Below are 23,066 nucleotides of genomic sequence, written 5' to 3' on the forward strand. Positions count from 1 at the left end.
TCTAGTTGGAACAGTTCAATTCAATTAACGCTTAAATTGCAAATATATGAGAACTTTTACTTTACTGTTGCTGCTTTCATTAATCGCCTCACCCTTCCTTGTTTCATTTTCACAAACTCCTGAAGCGAAAGCACCTGCACGCGCGGCATTCAATATGAATCATAACAATAATTTGCCGGAAGCGGATGGCATAGTTGCTGCTTTCAGCGCTGATGTTCGTTCAGGGTACGCGCCTTTAACAGTTTCTTTCACTGATCAATCAACCGGAGAAGTGCAATCCTGGAACTGGTCGTTTGGAGACGGGCAAACGAGCGATGAGCAGAATCCCGGACATACCTACACAGAGCCCGGCCTGTATAGTGTTTCATTGACCGTAGCTGATAGTGTGAGTCATTACACCCTCGAAAAAGAAGAATATATTCGGGTAAATGCGGAACCAGGTGCTTGCGATACCCTCGATTTTCCATTTTCCGGAACCTATACATATTATCCGCTTCAATCCCCCCAAAAAGGGTATGTATCAGGAACCAATTCTTATGGAGATCGTGCCAAGGCAAACGTTTTTGAGCCGGGCTATTCCTCATTGGTAAGTGGAGTGTTTGTTGATTTCGCTATTGCGGAAGATATTTCTGGCACAAATCCCGATGTTGAGATCGCGATTTGGAATGATGCTGGAACCAATGGTACACCAGGCTCAATTATTGCTTCCAGAGATATTCCCCTTTCCACTATCATTGATGATGTGGCTGATGACGTTGCAACCTGGGTCGAGTTTTTTGAACCTGTGAGCGTTTCCAACAAATTTTATATCGGCGTAGTATTGCCCACAACCAGTGATACGCTGGCATTATGGACTGATACCAGCCCTGAATCTCCTGCAAACAAAGGCTGGGAACAGTGGGAAAATCAAACATGGCATGCTTATTCCTCCGATCAATCCTGGGGTTTGATGATTTCCAATGCTATCCACCCGGTAGTTTGCCAGGTGAACAGCACACGAACAAATTTCCCGGAAGGTTCTATTGCTGTTTACCCGGTTCCAGCCAGGGACAGGCTTTATGTGAGCGTAACAGACCAGGTTAACCACATACAATCAATAGAATTATACGATATGCATGGCAGGCTTTGTTATTCAAATTCTTTTGATGGTAATGCAACAGTCAGGGTTGTACCTTTGGATTTTCCGGCAGGAATCTATATGATCAGGGCCATTGCTGCAGATTATGTGTTAAGCCAGAAAATATTGATTTCAGAATAGTTTGCGGTGCTCATAGCATCCGCTCTTGCTGCATTGACTTAAGCATTTCAATGTAGTAACTTTGCAGGAACCCAAATCCTGAGCATGCTATGAAAAATATTCTGGTTGCCATTAATTTCTCTGATCTCGCTCCCGATGTTCTTGCCAATTCAATTGAAATAGCCATAGCACTGAAAGCGAAGTTGTGGCTGGTTCATGTAGCCGATCCAAATCCTTTTTTTGTTGGGTATGAAGTTGAACCACCTTCCATGCGTGCTCAACGGGAAGATGAATTACAAAGGGAACGTTCAGAACTGGAAGCCATGGCCCGGCAAGTTCAATCACGGGGTGTTGAGGCGTATGCTGAACTGCTGCTTGGCTCACCCATCTCATCTATCATTGAAAAAGCGGAGGAAATTGAAGCCGATATGATCATCATCGGCAAGGAAGATCATGGATTTTTCTACAAGACCTTCATGGGAAGTACAAGTGAAGGAGTAGTTTCCAAGGCTTTCTGCCCGGTATTGGTAATCCCACTCCGGGAACAGGAATGATCGTTTTAAAACCACATTCTAATTAAAGCCTCAAAGCATCAGCGTATATTTCGTTTATTACTTTTATTACCAGGTATCCTGGCAGTTTGACTGTGTGGTTGGTTCGTGAAGAAATAATTTCGTTGAGATGTTTTTTCCTGCATCGTTCTTGCAACGTGAACGGGTTTCAAGGTATAAGGATCTAGGCCGGTGTAAAACATTGCAGTTGCCAGGGTTCCCGGAGTTGGTGTAAAATCCTGAACCTGCTCCAATCGAAATCCAAGGTTTCGCGTTTTTGCAGCCAGATTAGCCATATCCTTTTGTTCCGATCCCGGATGAGACGAAATAAAATAAGGGATCAGTTGTTGGTTCAGATTGTTTTGTAAACAAATCTTATCAAAGTCCTTTTTTAACTGTTCAAATTGCTCAAATCCAGGCTTGCGCATATATTTAAGCACCTTGCCTGATGTGTGTTCAGGTGCAACTTTCAGTCGGCCTGAAACATGGTGTGTTACAAGTTCTTTGAAGTATTTTCTGTGCCCTCTTGTGTTCGAAACATCCGGGTTTTGGCCCATGAACAAATCATATCGGACGCCGGAACCGATGGTAACTTTTTTGATTGCAGGATTTGAGCGCACCTTGCGGTAGAGTTCGATAAGGGGATTATGGTCGGTATTGATGTTAGGGCATATATTTGGGTAGATGCAAGATGCCCGTCTGCATTTTTTACATTTCCCGAAATCAATGGCTGTCATCCGGTACATATTGGCGGTTGGCCCGCCAAGGTCAGTAACATGGCCTTTGAAGTCGGGCATAACGGTTATCTGATCCACTTCACGCAAGATAGAATCCTGCGAGCGGCTGCTGATAAACTTTCCCTGATGCGCTGAGATGGCGCAAAAACTGCAGCCTCCAAAGCAACCGCGATGCATTGTTATGGAATGCCTGATCATTTCATAGGCCGGGATCGGACCACGTTTTTTGTATTTCGGATGGGGGAACCTGGTAAATGGCAAATTGTAGATATCGTCAAGCTCCTTTTCGGTACTAATCAAGGATGGGGGATTTATTACCAGCCAGCCTTCCTTGTTTTCCTGTATGATCCTTGCCGGGTTTGTGCGGTTATGCTCTTCTTCCCAAAGCCGGAAGGTTTTGGCAAAAAGGAATTTATCCTTTACCAATGCCTCATGCGATGGAAGTACAAGTGTTTCCCATTCATCAGCTTTTGGTATCAGGGATTTAGATACTACTAAAAACACCGATTGCTCAAGGTTCGTAATTTGTTTAAAATTTTCACCTTGTGAGCACCTTTCGAGTAACAATTTTATGGATTGCTCCGCCATTCCATAAATCAACAGATCAGCTTCACTTTCAATCAGCAGGGAAGGTTTGACTTTGTCGGCCCAATAATCGTAATAGGTAAGCCGCCGCATGGATGCCTCCACACCACCGAGTACAAGCGGAACATCAGGAAAAAGTTTTTTTAGAATCCGGGTGTAGATCAATGAAGCATTGTCAGGGCGGAATCCGGCCTTGCCACCGGGAGTGTATGCATCATCAGAGCGCAGGCGTTTGGCAGCAGTGTAATGGTTCACCATTGAATCCATGTTACCTGCCGAAACACCAAAGAACAAGCGTGGAGTCCCAAGTTTTTTGAAATCACGCAAGTCGTCGCGCCAGTTGGGTTGGGGCAATAGAGCCACACGAAAACCTTGAGCTTCGATTACACGGCCAATTACCGACGGCCCGAAAGAAGGGTGATCAACATAGGCATCTCCGCTTACGATGATTACATCCGGTTGTTCCCATCCATGCTGTTCAATTTCATCGCGCGTTATCGGGAGCCAGGAGGAAAGTGGCAGGTTTAAGGCTGTGTTGGCGGTTATTGACATTTTCGTTTATTTATCCCCAAAGCAAATATCCATACTTCTGGCTTTTTTAATCAACGAATGATTTGTGGGAACTAACTTGATCTGATTTCCGGCCTCTGATAATTTTACCGAAGTCATTGTCTCGCCGTGTTTGGCAACCATTAAACCGAATTTGCGCTCGGCAATAAGTTCAACTGCATAGGCGCCATATTGGGTTGCCAGTAGGCGGTCAACCGGCGAAGGGCTTCCACCGCGTTGTATATAGCCAAGAATCGTTTCCCGGGTTTCGAGCCCGGTTCGCATTTTGATCATTTCTGCGATGTAATGCGCTGCTGTTGAGTTTTTGGGTTTAGAGATTCCTTCGGCCACTACAACAATCGAATAGGGCTTTTTTTGTCTGACCCTTTTTTGCAGGTATGCACAAATAACTTTTTCGTCGTAGTTGATTTCCGGGATCAGGATCACATCGCCGCCGCCCGCAATTCCGCTGTAAAGTGCAAGCCATCCGGCATGATGCCCCATTACTTCGATTACCATTATGCGTTTGTGGGAATTCGCAGTTGTGTGCAGGCGGTCAATAGCTTCGGTATCAATCCATAGTGCCGAATCAAAGCCAAAGGAATAATCAGTACCCCATACATCATTGTCAATGGTTTTTGGAATACCGATAATATTGAGACCGGTTTCAGCCAGTTGACTGGCAGTACGTTGCGAACCATTGCCACCAATGCAAACCAGTGCATCAAGTTGTAATGCTTTGTAATTTTTTAAAATTAGTTCAACCTTTTCTCCCTTGATTCCGTCGCCGGTTTTTTTGAAAGGCTTCTCACGCGACGTACCCAGGATGGTTCCCCCAATCGTAAGAATTCCCGAAAGATCTTTTTCAAACAACTCGATGTATTCATTCTTGATGATCCCGGTAAAGCCCGATGAAAACCCGAAAACCGTCATTCCGTACTCGGTAATGGCTGTTTTGCCAACGCCTCTGATGGCCGCATTCAATCCTGGACAATCCCCCCCGGCTGTGAGGATTCCGATACGCATGCCTTTGCTTTTATTTGCCATTTTTTATTGTGATACAGTGTTACAGTGATGCAGTAATACAATCATACAATATTACTGCATCACTGCATCACAATCTAAACTTTAAGTTCTTCTCCTTCCGTTTTTGCAATAATGGTGGCTCCACAACTGTCGCTCCACACGTTTACTGATGTACGGAACATATCCAGGATTCTATCAACGGCAAGGATCAGACCAACACCTTCGAGTGGGAGCCCAACAGCAGTGAGGACAATCGTAATCATCACCAAACCGGCCATAGGAATTCCTGCTGCTCCAATTGAGGCAAGCAAAGCTGTTACTACAACAATCATTTGTTGAACAAAACTCAATTCCACGCCATAGGCTTGCGCTATGAACATGACTGCCACGCATTCATAAAGCGCTGTTCCGTCCATATTGACGGTTGCTCCCAGCGGCAAAGTAAAACTGCTTATCTTATTTGAAACCCCGGCGTTGTTTTCAACCGCATGCATGGTCAGGGGCAGGGTGGCGCTGGAGGAAGAAGTGGAAAAAGCTGTGATAAGTGGTGTTCGCATGGCATTGAAATGCTTGAGCGGATTTATTTTACCAAAAATCCTTAGAAGAAGGGGTAAGGTAAAGCCAGCATGGATGGCAAGTGCCAGAATTACCACCAACATGTACAACCCCATGCTCTGCATCAGGGCTAAAAGATTATCCTGCTCAGCAACCTTGGCAGCAACCAATCCAAAAATACCAATTGGCGTAAACTTAATTATGAAGAAAGTAAGCTTCATCATAACCTGGAAAACCGCGTTAAAGAAATCCGTTAGAAGTTCTCCGGATCTGCCCGGGGTTCTGATAATAAAAAAGCCAAAAAGTAAGGCAAACAGAATTACCGAGAGCATTTGGGAGTTATCTGAAAAGGAATTGAAAATATTTTCGGGGATTATTTTGATCAACGTTGTCCCAAGTGAATCAGCGCTTACCCCCAGATCAATATGACTGCTTAGGTTCAGATCAGCACCAACGCCTGGTTTAAAAATATTCACCAGGGTCAATCCGGTGAGGATGGCAAGTGTGCTGGTGGAGAGATAATATACAATGGTTTTTGCACCCAGCCTGCCAAGGCTTTCCGCGCTTCCAATATTTGTGACCCCCGAAATTATTGAACTAAGAACCAATGGAATAATTATCATTTTTAATGCCCGCAGGAAAATTTCCCCCATCCATTCAACCAGGTAAATATGATCAGCAAAATAAATTCCGTATAAAACAGCCAGGATCAGTGCAATGAGTATCTGCCAGTGCAGTGCTATCTTCTTCATAGACTTTGCTTATTTGGATCGCAAACGAGGGCTAAAAGTAGATAAAAATGATGACTGTATTCAAGATTTTATCAAATTAGATCATCTTTTGGGTTCAAAACTGTTTAGCTGTCAGAACTTAAAATCTGTCAATATTTTTGAATATGTTGAATTTTAATACTTTTGCACGATTATTGCAACCCGCTTTCTTAAAAAATCTTATGGACAGCAACCTCAAATCCATCCTCCACGATATCCGTGAACTCTCTATCCGCCGCGGAATCAAAAACCTCACCATCAAAGAAATCTGCCGGGAACTCAAAATCCCGGTTCAAACATTGTATGCCCACGTGAACAATGAAACGGAATTGGTGGTAATGATTTTGGATCTGGAAAGGAAAAATCTACAGGAAATATTTGAGAAGTACCCGTATAACGGTGAAAATGCAATTGACCTGTTGCTATCGGTCGGACGGGAAATCAGCGAGCAGTTCAAAGACATCACCCTCACCATCAGCCTTGATCTTCACAGGTTTTTCCCTGATATCTATCAACAACACCTTGAACTCAGAACACAGTACGTTTTTACAAAGATCAAGAACAATCTTGAACACGGCATCCGTCAGGGTTATTACCGTAGCGACCTCAGCACGGAACTCCTTTCACGCCTTTATATCAGCCGCCTGATTGACCTTCATAACCCCTTGCTTTTCCCACCCGATACTTTTTCATTCAACATTGTTTTTGATGTAATGATTGATAACTTCCTCCGCGGCATCGCTACTGAAAAGGGTATTGAGTACTATGAGACCCAGGTTCAGGCGATGGAGTTTGTTATGAATTAATGCCTAAAGCCCAAGCTCCAAGCCCCACGCCCCATGCTCCACGCCCAAAGGTATTTTCCCTTGGGACTTTGAATTTTGAATTTGGAACTTGGGTCTTCTATCTTGTACGTCTCTGTACAAAGCTATGCACGATAGCGAACACTTTTCTTTTATGATTATTCATGCTTATGCGATTTTAAAATTGATAACCAGCATGTTGTATTGATTGGCACGGTATTGGAAACAATCCGGAGAAAACCATTATTCCATGGACAGAACAATTGAAAAGAAAAGGTTTACCACGAAAAAAATTGTGATTTATGCAAGCATTGCTGCATTTGGTTTTTTTTTAGTTTACCTGATTTTCCTACGCGATTCCAGTTCCCGTTTATATATCGATTCTGCCAGGCTAACCATTGCCGAAGTCAGGCAGGAGCCTTTCCAGGAATTTATTCCGGTTGATGGAGTTGTCCAGCCGATACGAACCATATTTATTGACGCGGTTCAGGGAGGCCGTGTTGAGGCTATTTATGTAACGGATGGCATGGTTCTGAAAGCCGGCGATTCAATATTGCGGCTGTCCAATCCTAATATGGAACTTGATTATATCAACCGGGAAACCCAAATGTACGAGGTTATCAATAACCTTCAGAACACCAGGTTGAACATGGAGCAACGCAAGTTTGCACTTGAAAAGCAGATTCTTGATATCAACTACCAGATTGATAAAACCAGGATTGATTTTGAACGTAAAAAACAGTTCTTTAAAGATAAGCTGATTTCGCAGCAGGAGTTTGAAGACGCCGAACGTGATTATAATTACCTGGCTGGCCAATATGATATTGCCTTGCGAACCCAGCGCCACGATTCGGTTTACACGGTTAATCAACTATCGCAAATAAGTGCCTCGCTCAACCGGATGAATATGAACCTTTCCATGTTGCGCGAAAACCTCGACCATCTCTGTATTAAAGCGCCGGTTTCGGGCAGGCTCACAAGTTTTGCCGTTGAAATAGGAGAAACCAAAACCGCGGGTCAAACCCTTGGACATATTGATGTGCTGGAAGGGTTCAAACTACGGGCCCGTATTGATGAGCGCTATATCAACCGCACCTTCATCGGGCAGGAAGCTGAGTTCGACTATGCAGGAAGCAACTACCAGCTTGAAATTCAAAAAATTTATACAAACGTTCAGGGCGGGGCATTTGAAGTGGATCTGCTTTTTACCGCTGATGTACCTGAAGGTGTGAAAAGAGGGCAAACACTTCAACTGCGCCTGAAATTCAGCGGGACGACTATGGCCACAACCATACGCCGTGGCGGGTTTTACCAGGAAACAGGTGGCAACTGGATTTATGTACTTGATCCCAGCGGAGAATTTGCTTTGAAAAGGACAATTCGCATTGGCCGCCAGAATATAAACTCATACGAAGTCCTGGAAGGCTTAGTACCGGGAGAGAAGGTGATAGTTTCTTCATACGATGCATTTGGAGGAAAGGACAGGCTGGTGTTTCGGGAGTAGCCAAGACCCAGAAACCAAGTACCAAATTCCAAATCCCAAGTCCCAAATCCAAAGCCTAAAATTCAAATCTCAAAATCCAAATCTCAAAATCCAAAGTTCAATGTTCCAAGATCCACCACTCCATTACTCCATCACTCCATTACTCCAATCCTACTGTATCATGGCATTACTGCATCACTGCATCACAATTGAACCGCATCACTGCATCACAGAATAATTTAATACTTTACGAAAATGATCAGAACAGTCAACCTAACAAAAATCTTCAGAACCGATGAAATTGAAACAACAGCGCTCAACAGTGTATCTTTTGAGGTGAAACAGGGGGAATTTGTTGCTATCATGGGGCCTTCAGGCTGCGGTAAATCTACCTTACTAAACCTGTTGGGCTTACTTGATAATCCGTCTTCTGGCGAATATTATTTCCTTGACAAGGAAGTAGCCGGGTTCTCAGAAAAGCAGCGCGCCAACCTGCGCAAACAGAATATTGGTTTCGTATTTCAGAACTTTAATCTGATTGACGAACTCAATGTATTTGAAAATATTGAACTTCCGTTGATTTACCTTGGCTATAACGGCGCTGAGCGCAGAAAGCGGGTTGAAGAAGTGTTGGAACAAATGCAGATTTCGCATCGAAAAAAGCATTTTCCTCTTCAGCTTTCCGGAGGTCAGCAGCAACGGGTAGCCGTATGCCGGGCCGTTATCGCAAAACCCCATTTGATCCTTGCCGATGAGCCAACAGGTAACCTTGATTCAGCACATGGTGAAGAAGTGATGAACCTGCTTTCGGATCTAAACCAAAGTGGCACCACCATTATTATGGTAACCCACTCGCAGCGTGATGCAGGATACAGCAATCGGATCATTCGCTTGTTCGACGGACAAATCATCAATGAAAACATCAAGGCAGTCAACACTGCACAGGTTGTTATTTGAAACACAGGAAATTGCAATTGTAACTGTTCCGGGTTCAAAGTTCAAAGTTTCAGGTTCCGATACTGCATCACTGTATCACTGCATCACAAACATAAACAATGCTCAAAAACTTCATCCTTACTTCTCTCCGCAGCATGCTTCGCCATAAGGGCTTCTCATTTATCAATATAGCAGGATTGGCTATTGGCCTGGCAGCCTGTATCATCATTTTGCTTTTTATTGTTGATGAACTTAGTTACGATAAATTTCATAAAAAAGCCGACCGGATTTACCGGATCACTGTTCATGGTGTTTTTGGCAGCAACGAATTCAATAGTACCTATACACCCGCACCATTGGCAAAAGCGATGATTGATGACTTTCCCGAAATCGAAAATATTACCAGACTAATGCTACGGCCACAGCGCTCAGTTCGGGTCAATAATGATAAAACCTTTATTGAAGACCGTTTTTTCTATGCAGATTCAAGTTTTTTCGAAATATTCAGTTTTACACTAATTGCCGGCGATCCCACAAAAGTATTATCAGAACCGGGCAACATTGTGCTTACCGAATCAACTGCCAGACGGTATTTCGGCGATGAAGACCCAATAGGAAAAACAATTGTTGAGGACAACAGGTTTAATTACATTGTAAGAGGTATTGTCAGGGATGTACCCGGGAACTCACATTTTAAATTCAATGTGCTTGCTTCATTCACCACGCTGCCATGGTATGCCAATCCCAGCTGGTTTAATCAAAGCGCGCAAACATACATCCAGCTAAAAGAAAACGCCAGCCTCACAACAATAAGCGAAAAGCTTAATCCTTTTCTGTATAATCAGATTGGAGAGCAGTTGAGGCAGTTCATGGGCATAACCCTGGAAGAGTTTGCTGAGTCGGGGCAAAGCTACGGCTATGATTTACAATCTATTCGTGATATTCATCTGCGCTCAAAACTTGATGGTGAGTACGAAGCAAATGGAAGCATCACATATGTTTACCTGTTTGCGCTCATTGCACTTTTTATTTTATTGATTGCTTGTATCAACTTCATGAACTTATCCACGGCCCGTTCAGCAAACAGGGCAAAGGAAGTTGGTGTTCGCAAGGTATTGGGCTCCAACCGCAGCCATCTGATCAGGCAATTTCTCATGGAAGCCTTTTTGTATTGTACCCTGGCCATGATCATTGCCATGTTGCTGATAGAAATCAGTCTTCCGTTTTTTAATCAGATTGCCCAGAAACAACTTTCTCTTAACATTCAGCATGAGTGTTACATAATACTGATTATTCCCGGTTTTATTGTAATAACAAGTTTGCTCGCCGGCAGCTACCCGGCATTCTATCTTTCAGCCTTTCATCCTCTGCAGGTTATCAAGGGGCAATTGGTAAAAGGCATGACCAAAAGCCGGTTCCGGAGCCTGCTTGTATTGTTTCAGTACAGCGTTTCGATTGTTTTACTTATTGCTACATTTATTATTTTCAAGCAGTTGCAGTTTATTCAAAATAAGAACATGGGCTACGAAAAGGAGAATGTTATAGTAGTAAAACGTGTAAATGGTTTAGGACAAGGGATGCCGGTTTTTAAAAACAATATTTTGCAAAATCCAGATATAAAAAATGCAAGCTATTCCATTGATTTACCAGGCGATGATTTTAGCTCAAACAGTATGGGTGTAACCGGCCGTCCGCTGGATGAAGTAAACATTGTAATGATAATGTATGCTGATTATGATTTCATTGAAACTCTTGGGATGCATATGGAGGAAGGGTACTGGTTCAGGCGTGGCTACTCAAGTGATTCTGCAGCAGTAGTAATTAATAAAACTGCCATGCGCAGGTTGGGGATCAATGACTTTGAGAAGGATAGGCTCATACGGCATGCAACCCCCCCTGATGAGCACTCTGTTGACCGTATCATCGGGGTGGTTGAAGATTTTCATTTTGAATCTTTGCATCGCGCAATCCGGCCTATGGCGCTCTACCTGCTTCCTGAAGGAAACTGGGCCAATCGGCTGTCAGTCAGAGTTCAGCAGAACCGTGTCCAGGAAACTATTCTTTATCTTGAAGAGCAATGGATTGCTATGGAATCAGGGCAACCGTTTGAATATAGTTTGTTGGATAGCTCACTTGAGAAGTTTTATAAAAATGATGAGCAAACAAGAATCATTTATACAATATTCAGTATCCTTGCTTTACTTGTTGCTTCGCTGGGGTTGCTCGGCCTGGCGGCTTTCACCACTGAGAACCGGACAAAGGAAATTGGAATTCGTAAAGCGCACGGTGCTTCAGTTGGCAGCATTGTAATGATGCTATCGAAGGAGTTTACCCGCTGGGTATTGCTGGCGAATATTATTGCATGGCCTGTGGCTTATCTGCTAATGGATAACTGGCTGAACAATTTTGCTTTCCGGATTGCCATTCCGTGGTGGAGTTTCATTATGGCAGGTTTGCTTGCATTGCTTATCGCTATCATCACCGTGAGCTCCATTGCATTCAAAGCCGCCAATGCCAACCCTGTGGAGGCGTTGAAGTATGAGTAAATGAGCTCTGAAAATAAATAGAACTTTTGCTCTTAGTGGTGATGATTATTACTCATACTGAGTCCGTTTTCCTGGCACTCTAACGATTCAGGTATCATCAAAAACCTCATAAATCAGCCTGTGTTAGATGTTAATACGCCGGGAAAATTAGCCTGAAAGATTACCTTCTAGAGTTTCGAAAGGTAGGGGCGATTACAATAAAATCAAAGAACAATAGAGTAATCAATTAATAATCAGGTGGTTTTAAGTGCCTGCTACTGATTTCGTTTTGATGTAGAAAAGCCCTCTTTTGGTTGTATATTTGCGGAACTCATAATAAATTTTACTGGCAGACTCCTTTACTACGTTCCTTTCAAAGATGGCTTAAGATAGAGGTTACATCTCTTACTTTTTAAAGCAGGCGCATACATGAGGCAATGAGATCAAAACAAACATGCGCCTGGCTACATCCTTTTCTGCGACTTCCTTTTTAATCAGCCATATCGTTTACTAAACTTAACACGGTTTTAAAATAATCGCATTTACTCGTCCGATTTACCAATAAACGATATATACCTATCATTAATCAAAGAAAAGGAACGTTATGAAAAAGTTTTTACTTCTTATCTTCAGCATGCTGGCAATGACTGCCGGCATCCTGGCACAGGAGCCTGCAAGTACCCTCCTACGGGAATCTGGTCGTGGCTCAATTATTTATGTTAACGATGATGCCGGTGTCCCCAATAACGGAACAAGCTGGGCGAATGCCTACACCTCGTTCCAGTCGGCGCTGGATGTTGCAGCAGAAGGCGACCAGGTGTGGGTGGCAGCCGGTACCTACAATCCAAGTTATTTTTATGGTCTCACAAATGAACCCCGTTTTTATCACTTCTGTATGATCGAAGGTGTGGCCATTTATGGCGGCTTTGCAGGAACGGAAACGGATGTAAGCCAGCGAACCGATTTTGGTATGGGAGGCGCCAACGAAACCATCCTGAGTGGTGACCTGAACGGGAATGACGTGGTAACCGGTTCGGGCGCCACCCTTTCCATCACAAACAACAGCGAAAACTGTTACCATGTATTCTATCATCCGGACGGATATGTACTTACAAACACTGCCTTGCTGGATGGGTTTACCATCAAAGGCGGCAATGCGAATGTAAGCGGTCCGCATGACAGGGCGGGTGGGATGTATAGCTATAATTCAGCACCGATAATCACCAATGTTACATTCCTGAATAATGCCGCAAAGTATGGAGGCGGGATGTGGATTTATCAGAATGCACCAACCCTGACCAATGTTACATTCCTGTCGAATTACGCAACTAATAATTGTGGCGGATTGTTTAATCAGAGTACTTCAAATCAATCCATAACCGGTGCTATATTCCAGTCGAATTACTCCTTAGAACGTGGTGGCGGGATGGTCAATAATAATTCTTCACCAACCATTACCAACATTGTATTCCGGATGAATTACGCAGGAATTGATGGAGGTGGGATGTATAATTATTCTTCTTCTTCTCCAACCATCACCAATGCTGTATTTTTATCCAATTCATCAAACTACGGCGGAGCTCTGTATAGCTATGATTATTCCCACCCTGTCGTTACCAACGCTACATTCTCGAAGAACAACGCAGGCATAAGGGGTGGCGGGATATACATCTGGAGTAATGGTTCAGCCACCTTCAACAACTGCATTATCTGGGGAAATACAACCACCCCGGGGATTAATGGTCAGCAGATATGCGTGGATGGGGGAACAACCACCCTGAACTATTGTTGCTATGCGAATGGAACGAATGATGTTAAATTGTTAAACAACGGTACATTAACGGCGACCAATAATATTATCACCAAAAACCCAAACTTCATTGACCCGGCAAGTGATTTCAGGATACTCGGCAATTCTCCCTGTGTGGATGCAGGCAGCAACGGCTATAACTCCGAAACTTATGACATTCGCGGCGAGGCCCGCATCCAGAACGACACAATAGACATGGGCGCATACGAATGGACAGCGGGCCTGGACCCGGCTGTTCAGATCTTTTATGTTAACGACGATGCACCCGGCAGCAACGACGGAACCAGTTGGACCGATGCCTTCACCTCATTCCAGTCGGCCCTGGATGTGGCCACAAGCGGCCACCAAATATGGGTGGCAGCCGGAACCTACAAGCCGAGTTATGATTACGGATTAAATATTGCACCCCCGGATACCGCAAGAGGTTATCACTTCCGCATGATCGAAGGTGTTGAAATCTATGGCGGCTTTGCCGGAAACGAAACCGCCGTTAGCCAGCGAACCGACTTTGGTGTGGGAGGTGCCAACGAGACCATCCTGAGCGGAGATATTGGAACTGTGGGTGTGAATACAGACAACTGCTACCATGTATTCTACCATCCGTATGGTTTGAACTTAACAAGCGCTGTTATATTAGACGGGTTTACCATCACAGGGGGGAATGCTAATGGAAGTTATCCTCATTTCAAAGGCGGCGGGATGTATAATAATTATTCTTCTCCAACCATCACCAATGCTACATTCTCTTTGAATTCCGGTAAGGATGGTGGCGGGATGTTTAATTCTGATTCTTCTCCAACCATCACCAATGTTACATTTCAATCGAATAACAGCTCCGGGTCCGAGACCGGAAAAGGCGGCGGGCTTTCAAATCAATATTCTTCCCCAACCCTCACCAATGTTATCTTCCAGTCAAATTTCTCAGGATGGGGGGGCGGGATGTATATTGATGGTTCTGCACCCACCCTTATCAATACTACTTTCCTGTCGAATTCTGCCACCTATGGCGGAGGAATGTATAGCAAGGCTTTTTCTTCAGTAACGCTCAACAACTGCATCGTCTGGGGCAACACCGCTGACGTGAGCGGTAAGCAGTTTTACCTGGAAAATGCAATCAACACCCTGAATTATTCCTGCTATTCAAACGGCACGGGAGATGTTTTTACCATCAACAGTGCTTTTACGGCAACCAATAATAATATCACCAAAAACCCAAAATTCATTGATCCCGCAGATGATTTCAGAATCCATGGCAATTCGCCCTGTGTGAATACAGGCAACAACGATTATAATTCTGAAACTTATGACATCCGTGGCGAAGCCCGCATCCAGGGTGACACCATCGACATGGGTGCTTACGAATGGACAGCGGGTATAGACGCGGCAACGGATACCGTGTATATAAGCGCTGGTGCAACTGGCAGCAACACAGGGACAGACTGGGCCAATGCATTTACCTCCTTCCAGTCGGCCCTGGACATTGCCGCCAGCGGCGACCAGATATGGGTGGCAACCGGAACCTATTACCCAAGTTACGATTATGGTTTGGATATTGGAGAAAGAGGTAAGCACTTTCGTATGATCGAAGGTGTGGAAATCTATGGTGGCTTTGCAGGAATGGAAGATTCCATCAGCCAGCGCACCGACTTTGGTATGGGAGGCGCCAACGAGACATTCCTGAGCGGGGATATCGGAACCGTGGGTGTGGTTACCGACAACTGCTACCATATTTTCTACCACCCGGAGGGTTTGAACTTAACGGGCGTTGCTATATTAGACGGGTTTACGATAACAGAGGGGAATGCTAATGGAAGTAATCCTCATAACAATGGGGGCGGAATGCATAATTATAATTCTTCTCCAACCATCACCAATGCCACATTTTCATCAAATTCTGCGTTACGCGGCGGCGGGATGTTTAATGATGCTTCTTCTCCAACCATCACCAATGCTACATTCTCTTTGAATTCCGCATATTTTCATGGCGGCGGGATGTATAATAATTTTTCTTCTCCAACCATCACCAATGCTACATTCTCTTTGAATTCCGCAGATTATTCTGGCGGTGGGATGTCTAATAATTGGTATTCTTCTCCAACCATCACCAATGCTACATTCTCTTTGAATTCTGCAGATTATGATAATGGCGGTGGGATGCATAATTTTTATTCTTCTCCATCCATCACAAATACTACATTTTCATTGAATTCCGCATCAATTGGCGGAGGAATGAGTAATCATAGCTCTTCATCTCCAACCATCATAAATGCTACATTTTCATTGAATTACGCAGACAGCCTGGGTGGCGGGATCTATAATTATTATGCTTCTCCTACCTTCAACAATTGCATCATCTGGGGAAATATAACCACACAGGGGGTAGATGGACAGCAATTTTGCCTGGAGGGGGGAACTACAACCATGAATTATTCCTGCTTTGCAAATGGCGCTGAAGATGTGAATGTAATGAGTGGTACTTTTGTTGATTCCAATAGTAACATCACCACCAACCCGAAATTTGTAGATCCCGCAGATGATTTCAGAATCCACGGCAACTCTCCCTGTGTGAATACAGGCTTTAATGACTATTTTACTTTAGTTGATAGTGTGGACATCCGTGGCGAAGCCCGCATCCAGGACAACACCATTGATATGGGAGCCTACGAATATACATCGGGCCTGGATCCGGCTGTCCAAATCTTTTATGTTAACGACACTGCTACCGGCAGCAACACTGGGGCAAACTGGGCCAACGCCTTTACCTCTTTCCAGTCGGCGCTGGATCTCGCTGCTCCCGATGATCAGATATGGGTGGCAGCCGGCACCTATGAACCGGATTACGATTATGGTTTGGGTATTGGAGAAAGAGGTTATCATTTTCGCATGATCGAAGGGGTGGCTATTTACGGCGGTTTTGCAGGAACTGAAGATTCCATCAGCCAGCGCACCGACTTCGGCATAAATGGCGACAATGAGACCATCCTGAGCGGGGATATCGGAATTGCAGGCGATAGTACCGACAACTGCTACCATGTTTTCTACCACCCGCAAGGTTTGAATCTAACCGGCGCTGCTATGTTAGACGGGTTTACCATCACAGGAGGGAACGCGGATGGTGTTGATTCCCATGGCCGCGGCGGCGGGATGATGAATGATGGGCCATGTTCTCCCACCATTACCAATGTTTCATTCAGGTCGAATGCTGCTGCCAGCGGCGGCGGGATGTTCAACAGTGATTCCGATCCGTACCTTACCAATGTGATCTTCCTTTTGAACACCGCGGTTGAGTCGGGTGGCGGTATCTATAATGATGTGTCTTCTCCGTCAATCACCAATGTTACATTCTCGATGAATGCAGCCGGTAACCAGGGCGGCGGTATCTATAATTTAAATTCTTCTCCTTCCCTCTTCAACTCCATTGTTTGGGGAAACACGGCTTCCGCCGGCAGTCAACTCTACATGGACGGAGGAAGCACCACCCTGAACTATTGCTGCTATGCCAACGGCGCCGGGGATACAACTGCTGTAAACTCCGCTGTTTTTACAGTCACAAACAACAATATCACCGACGATCCGAAATTTGTAAATCCTGCAAGTGATCTGAGGCCATTCGCCACCTCACCCTGTGTGAATGCAGGAAACAACGACTATAATTTCGCGAGTACCGACATACGCGGTGAAACCCGGATCCAGGGTACCACCATTGATATGGGCGCTTACGAATGGATCACGGGAACAGATCCCTACGGCATTTATTATGTAAAGCACGATGCGGCTGGCAGCAATAACGGATCAGGCTGGGACGATGCCTTCACCTCAATTCAGTCGGCGCTGGATATTTCAGTCGGCGGCGACCAGGTGTGGGTAGCAGCCGGAACCTACACACCAAGTTACGATTATGATTTGGGTATTGGAGAAAGAGGCAAGCACTTCCGCATGATCGAAGGTGCGGCTATATACGGTGGCTTTGCAGGAACGGAAGATTCCGTCAGCCAGCGAACCGACTTTGGCCCGGGTGGCGCTTATGAAACCATCCTGAGCGGGGATCTCGGAATTGTAGGTGATCATACCGACAACTGCTATCATGTATTCTACCACCCGGAAGGTCTTAATTTAACCGGCGCTGCCAGGTTAGACGGGTTTACGATCAATGGGGGCCATGCAGATGGAAGTCCTCCTCATGATGTTGGCGGCGGGATGTCCAATTGGTCTTCTTCTCCGGCCATCACCTATGCTACATTTGCATTGAATTCCGCGTCTCAATACGGCGGCGGCATCTTTAATTCTTCTTCTTCTCCAACCATCACCAATGCCACATTTTCATCAAATTCTGCATCAAACAAAGGCGGCGGGATTTACTGTCAGGCATCTTCATTCCCAACCCTAAACAACAGCATCGTCTGGAACAACGCTGCTGAAAGCGGTAAACAGTTTTACCTGGATAGTGCAACCATCACCCTGAACTATTCCTGCTATGCAAACGGATCGAATGATGTTACCCTTTCAAACGGCGGTACATTAACAGCAGCCAATAATAATACTACCGATAATCCTAAGCTTGACGCAGATCTTAACCTTACCTGGACAAATTTTCCCGTAGATGATGCAACCAAATCTCCCTGTATTAACACCGGTGATCCGCTTGATTGGATAAATAACCCCAACCACCGCGACCCCGACCAGTCGATGATGGATATGGGGGCAAAGCATTATCACCAGGAACCAGCGCTTTATTTTTATGATGAAATATCTTGCGACAATCCACCGGAACAATATAATACAGATTGCTATAACCACAATTTCGGTGAGAAATATGTAAACACTTCATCAACACATCGTTGGTTTAACATCGTGAACCGGGTTGATAAATTTACCAATATTGAATTTGTTTTCACCGGAAGTCATCCGTCAGATTTTAAGCTTAATTCTGCCAATGATACAATTTTAGGTACTTTGCAAGGTTATTTTCCGGTATTACCCTACTTTCAACCAACCGGAACAGGGCCTCGTGCATCTACTTTACAGGTAGTATCGGATGGAGTTATCGTAAAGGAAGTTTTTTTAAGTGGTTACGGAAAAGGATCCGGTAATATTGAAGGCTATGTGTATGCTCCGGGTGGTGAAATCCCTGTTTCAGGAGTGAATATAACCGTATTCAGAGAAGAATTCTATCAGGGCAACTTAGAGGATACGATCTCATTTTATGCTAATACCAACCTGAACGGGAGATATTATATAGCCAATGTTGGTTTTGGGTCTGATTTTAGATTTACTGTAACACCTTACCACATGACCGATGGTATTGAGCATGATTTTGACCCGGAATATTATGACGATATTATCATTGAAAACGAGAATGTAACTTATCCGGTACCTGATTTTATTAATACATCAGTATTCCCTTTTGCAGGATTTGTTTTTTATCAGGGAACGCAATGCCCGGTTGAAGATGTAATAATCAGTGTAAATGGTATAAACACAACCCCAACCAATGAAGAGGGAGCTTACCAATTGACTTTACCCATTGGCAATCACACCATCTCTCTTTCAAAACCCGGACATACCTTTAACCCGCCAGATACAACAATATATGTAACATCACCCCTGGCAAACATCAATTTTGAAGATGAATACACCCATCACCTGCATGGTTTTATTGGTGGTGCATGCGAAATACCATTAACACTGGACTCCGCTCAAAAAATTGAGCTTAATGTTCATCACGTTTTGGAATGTATGGCAGACATGACCATCGAGCTCCCCTTAATAGGTGATAGTGCCGGGTTTTACGTCATCGAGCTGCCGCCGGGCAACTACCAACTCAGTATTGATGAGAATTTTTATACAGAAGATTTCCCGACGGTTCCATTAAACTATTCTGCTGTTGAAGTTGATCTGTCAGAGAATGACACATTGAAGCACGACATCATTTTTCTTACTGAGCCTGTAATAAATGTTTCATGGCCGGACAACGAATCGGATACCATTGTTTATTACCTGGATGACATACCTGTTTTGCACCAGATCAATAAATATACTGCTATTGTTGATGTTTACCGCCCATATGTGAACGGCACATGCCCTGTACCACCGGGCGATACCCTACAAGTGTATGACGGCATCAGTGATGCGAAAGGCTGGAAAGACCTCATTATATCCGATACAACAAAATATGTTTTTTATGCCGGCATGCCCAACATTATAGCAGGAGGCAGCAATCCCCACCAGAAAAAGCTGCAATTCCAGTATGTGTATGATCAGGAAGCCAGAGAAATTGTTGAGTATGATATCTGGGTATATGTGCTGGGCATCAAACCCAGGGCGGGGCAGGCATTTACCACCACCACCCCCCAGATACCTTTGTGGATAATTCGTGATCCGCCGGGGGATAATAGCTATAGTATCTGGGAACAGAGTAAAACATTTTCACAATCGTTTAGCTTCAGTATGGCACGTGGTTTAGAGTACTCAGAAATGTCAACAGCAAAATTGGGAGTTGATTTTAAAACTGAGATTGGATTTATAGTAAGTACGGAGGTTGATGTTGATGTTACAAACGACATTGGCGTTGGTTATACTACAAGCCTAAGCCAAAACTCCCTGGTGGAAAATCAATATACCTTTTCAACTACAACGAGTTACGCGACAAGCCAGACCCAAAGCGGAGAGGGAGCCGACCTGTTTGTTGGTTCTGCAATCAATATTATTTATGGTATCACCGATGTATTGGCGATTGTTAATGATACCATCAACATCTCACAAGATATCATCCTTGTACCTAATGGCTTTCATACCAGCTATGTTTACTCCCAAAGCCAGATCCTAAATGAAGTAATCCCATCACTTGCGTTGATCGGAGACCAAGAGTCAGTTGACATGTGGGAAGATATCATCTCGCTAAATAATTCCCTAAAAGACAGTGCTACATTTATAAGATCACGCTCTTTCGGTGGAGGAGGTTATACCATAGGAGAATCACAAACCTTCGACATACTGAGTATGACTGAAATTTCTTTCGAGGTGGCTTTGGATCTGAAAGTGACCCAAGCCCTCGGACTTACAGTTAATGGTGCTGGTGGATTGTTTGAACGATATGTTACCACAAGCGTGAAGTATGGCGGCTCCCAGGTAAACACCGGAGCTATTTCAACTACAACGGGATTTTTTTTGCAGGATGAGAATGGGGGGGATCTTTTCACGTTTGATATTAAGGAGGACCCGGTTTATGGCACACCTGTATTCGACCTGATATCTGGTAAGTCATCCTGCCCCTTTGAGCCGGGTACCCAACGACGGCAGGGCTGTGAATTTGACCAGCCCGTTTACCTGAAACAGGAAATCGTAGGGGATACAGCAAATTATGAAGTGGAGCTAAGTGGAACGGGATCAACTGTTGATCAATTTGGATATATACTGTCCGTAATGAGTGAAACAAATCCATACGGCGCAGTGGTAACGATGGATGGTGAGAATCTATCCAACGGCGTAGAAATTTCGCTAACGAATGGCCAAGGCACTCCAAAAATCATCAAATTAGTCAGAGACAACGACTTTGATGTTTACGAACTCACTGGTATTGCCTTGAAACTGGCATCCACATGTGGAGATCCCTCAATTGCAGATACTGCCATCCTCAATGCACATTTTGTTCCGGCATGCACCTATGTAAGCATTGTAGAACCCAACCAAAACTGGGTGGTGAACGGTGATAATACCACCCTGGAAATAATCATAGGAGGCTATGATACGACGAACTCTTCATTCCTGAATGTCGAATTGCAGTACCGGTATTATGGATTGTTAGGATGGGAAGGTTGGGTGACCAAAGAGACCTACCAAAAAGAAGAGTTGGGTGACGGTTACACAACCTATTCCTGGGATATGGAATATTATACTGATGGGAAATACCAGATACGTGCGGTAGCAAATTGTACCAATAACCAGCAGACCATTTCGCCCTCAAAAACCGGGTTTGTGGACAAATCCCCTCCAATTCTAACATCATCAGGGCCGGCCAACATGCTTCAACCCGGGGTTGAAATATTCTTTAAATACGATCAACGGCTCAATCCAGGGACCGTGAACCTGAGCAACTGTACTTTGCACAATATAGACAACCTTCAAACGGATCTGCCGATAAGCATACTTTTGACTGAAGACTCAACTAGAATTACGTTTACAATACCACCCGGCATGATTTACTTTGCCGAAAACCAAACGCTGGTGGCAAAGGTTTCAGAACTGGAAGATCTCTACGGTAACAGTTTACCTGTCCCTGACTCAATTATTTTTTACGTGAACCTGGGGCCATTACACTGGAGTGTTAACAATTTTGCGTTTGAAATTGATCCTGCGGATTCCGTCAGCTTCATTTCAACTTTAAGTAATGTTTCTTCAAAAGAGGTTTATTATTCACTACAATTGCCCGAATGGCTCACCGCAACGCCCAGTCAGGGGTCTTTGGAGCCGAACGGTTCAGTAGTCATAAATTTCCAGAGCGAGAATCTTAGTACTGGTTTTTATAACGAAACCCTCTTTGCTTTTACCCTGGGTTTCCCGGGAGAAGAAATACATGTTGACGTTCAGGCCGGCGATCCTGAACTTTCTGCCAGTCCACTCAGTCATCAGGTTTTAGCACTGGCCGGAGAGGTTATCTTCAACATCACTTCAAATGTTTCGTGGACGGTTGCTGAGGACGTAAGCTGGCTTTCAGAGGAACCTATGGGTAGCAGTAACAATGGAATACTCACTGTTTCATACAACACCAATGCATCCTGGTCGGGCCGTACCGGAATCATTACACTTTCGGCAGTTGGCTTTACTGATATTGAACTCACCATCAATCAGGCCGGGGCTGTATTATCAGATAGTAACTTCGTTGTGGATCACACAGTGCAAGCGGGAGAAATTGAATGTTATGAGGCATTGCAAACCATCACCGCACAGAATTTGACTTTTGAAAGCGGAAGCACTGTCAGGATGGTTGCCGGGAATAAAATAACCCTGCTGCCAGATGTTCACGCCCAATATGGCGCTGATTTTCATGCCTGGATTTCAGATACTGATTTCTGTAGTTTGCCGCCTCCGGCCATGGCTTCTGCTGAAATAGAAACAGAGCAATTTGAGGATGAAATGGTATTTACCGATAAGCAGGAGCTAATCAGGGTTTATCCAAACCCCGGCAAGGGCCTGTTTACCCTGGAATTACTGGGAAGCAATCAGCAGCAGAATAGCACGGTGCAGATATACACCATTATGGGAGAAAGGATATTGGACATGAGGCTGGAAGGCGGAAATAACCATCATTTTGATTTATCCGCAAAGCCTGATGGCATTTACGTGGTAGTGGTCATTAACGGGAATGATAAGGCCATTGTGAAGCTTATTAAGATGTAGGGCTGTATTTATTTCTACCATTCACAAATGCTTTGTGCCAATGTTTATCAGTTCAGATATTCAACCAGCTATTGTCTGGATAAATATCTGAACTGATGGACAC

The 23,066-nt window shown here is 44.4% G+C and carries 10 protein-coding genes; 7 read left to right on the forward strand and 3 right to left on the reverse strand.

The window, feature by feature from the left end; translation table 11 throughout:
• Nucleotides 1-46: 46 nt before the first annotated feature.
• Both IH597_01130 and IH597_01135 read left to right on the forward strand, forming a co-directional pair.
• Nucleotides 47-1,258: a PKD domain-containing protein gene (locus IH597_01130; GenBank protein MBE0661042.1), complete on the forward strand. Its 1,212-nt coding sequence runs from the start codon at nt 47-49 to the stop codon at nt 1,256-1,258.
• 89 nt (nt 1,259-1,347) lie between these two features.
• The gene (locus IH597_01135) at nt 1,348-1,791 is read left to right on the forward strand and encodes a universal stress protein (GenBank protein ID MBE0661043.1); all 444 of its coding nucleotides are present in this window, start codon (nt 1,348-1,350) and stop codon (nt 1,789-1,791) included.
• A 38-nt stretch (nt 1,792-1,829) separates the two neighbouring features.
• On the opposite strand, the gene IH597_01140 is transcribed toward IH597_01135, so the two are convergent.
• From IH597_01140 to IH597_01150, 3 genes are all read right to left on the reverse strand, one after another.
• Complete coding sequence (locus IH597_01140; GenBank protein MBE0661044.1) at nt 1,830-3,662, reverse strand: YgiQ family radical SAM protein; 1,833 nt, start codon at nt 3,660-3,662, stop codon at nt 1,830-1,832.
• 6 nt (nt 3,663-3,668) lie between these two features.
• Nucleotides 3,669-4,685, reverse strand: coding sequence for a 6-phosphofructokinase (locus IH597_01145; GenBank protein ID MBE0661045.1), 1,017 nt, complete (start codon nt 4,683-4,685; stop codon nt 3,669-3,671).
• 95 nt (nt 4,686-4,780) lie between these two features.
• A complete protein-coding gene (locus IH597_01150) occupies nt 4,781-5,992 on the reverse strand; it encodes a dicarboxylate/amino acid:cation symporter (protein MBE0661046.1) in 1,212 nt (403 codons plus the stop codon).
• Nucleotides 5,993-6,192: 200 nt separating this feature from the next.
• Here IH597_01150 and IH597_01155 point away from each other — a divergent pair, with 200 nt between their 5' ends.
• From IH597_01155 to IH597_01175, 5 genes are all read left to right on the forward strand, one after another.
• Nucleotides 6,193-6,816: a TetR/AcrR family transcriptional regulator gene (locus tag IH597_01155; GenBank protein ID MBE0661047.1), complete on the forward strand. Its 624-nt coding sequence runs from the start codon at nt 6,193-6,195 to the stop codon at nt 6,814-6,816.
• 247 nt (nt 6,817-7,063) lie between these two features.
• On the forward strand, nt 7,064-8,317 hold the full coding sequence (locus IH597_01160) for a biotin/lipoyl-binding protein (protein MBE0661048.1): 1,254 nt from the start codon (nt 7,064-7,066) through the stop codon (nt 8,315-8,317).
• 234 nt (nt 8,318-8,551) lie between these two features.
• On the forward strand, nt 8,552-9,253 hold the full coding sequence (locus IH597_01165; protein ID MBE0661049.1) for an ABC transporter ATP-binding protein: 702 nt from the start codon (nt 8,552-8,554) through the stop codon (nt 9,251-9,253).
• Between the two features lie 98 nt (nt 9,254-9,351).
• The gene (locus IH597_01170; protein MBE0661050.1) at nt 9,352-11,778 is read left to right on the forward strand and encodes an ABC transporter permease; all 2,427 of its coding nucleotides are present in this window, start codon (nt 9,352-9,354) and stop codon (nt 11,776-11,778) included.
• 583 nt (nt 11,779-12,361) lie between these two features.
• Nucleotides 12,362-22,963: a T9SS type A sorting domain-containing protein gene (locus IH597_01175; GenBank protein MBE0661051.1), complete on the forward strand. Its 10,602-nt coding sequence runs from the start codon at nt 12,362-12,364 to the stop codon at nt 22,961-22,963.
• Nucleotides 22,964-23,066: the final 103 nt, after the last annotated feature.

Source organism: Bacteroidales bacterium (assembly GCA_014860575.1).
Lineage (GTDB): Bacteria > Bacteroidota > Bacteroidia > Bacteroidales > JAAYJT01 > JAAYJT01.

Bases quoted from the DNA above. Each gene is read 5' to 3' on its own strand.
- IH597_01130 (MBE0661042.1), top strand. From the start codon at position 47: ATGAGAACTTTTACTTTACTGTTGCTGCTTTCATTAATCGCCTCACCC.
- IH597_01135 (MBE0661043.1), top strand. From the start codon at position 1,348: ATGAAAAATATTCTGGTTGCCATTAATTTCTCTGATCTCGCTCCCGAT.
- IH597_01140 (MBE0661044.1), bottom strand. From the start codon at position 3,662: ATGTCAATAACCGCCAACACAGCCTTAAACCTGCCACTTTCCTCCTGG.
- IH597_01145 (MBE0661045.1), bottom strand. From the start codon at position 4,685: ATGCGTATCGGAATCCTCACAGCCGGGGGGGATTGTCCAGGATTGAAT.
- IH597_01150 (MBE0661046.1), bottom strand. From the start codon at position 5,992: ATGAAGAAGATAGCACTGCACTGGCAGATACTCATTGCACTGATCCTG.
- IH597_01155 (MBE0661047.1), top strand. From the start codon at position 6,193: ATGGACAGCAACCTCAAATCCATCCTCCACGATATCCGTGAACTCTCT.
- IH597_01160 (MBE0661048.1), top strand. From the start codon at position 7,064: ATGGACAGAACAATTGAAAAGAAAAGGTTTACCACGAAAAAAATTGTG.
- IH597_01165 (MBE0661049.1), top strand. From the start codon at position 8,552: ATGATCAGAACAGTCAACCTAACAAAAATCTTCAGAACCGATGAAATT.
- IH597_01170 (MBE0661050.1), top strand. From the start codon at position 9,352: ATGCTCAAAAACTTCATCCTTACTTCTCTCCGCAGCATGCTTCGCCAT.
- IH597_01175 (MBE0661051.1), top strand. From the start codon at position 12,362: ATGAAAAAGTTTTTACTTCTTATCTTCAGCATGCTGGCAATGACTGCC.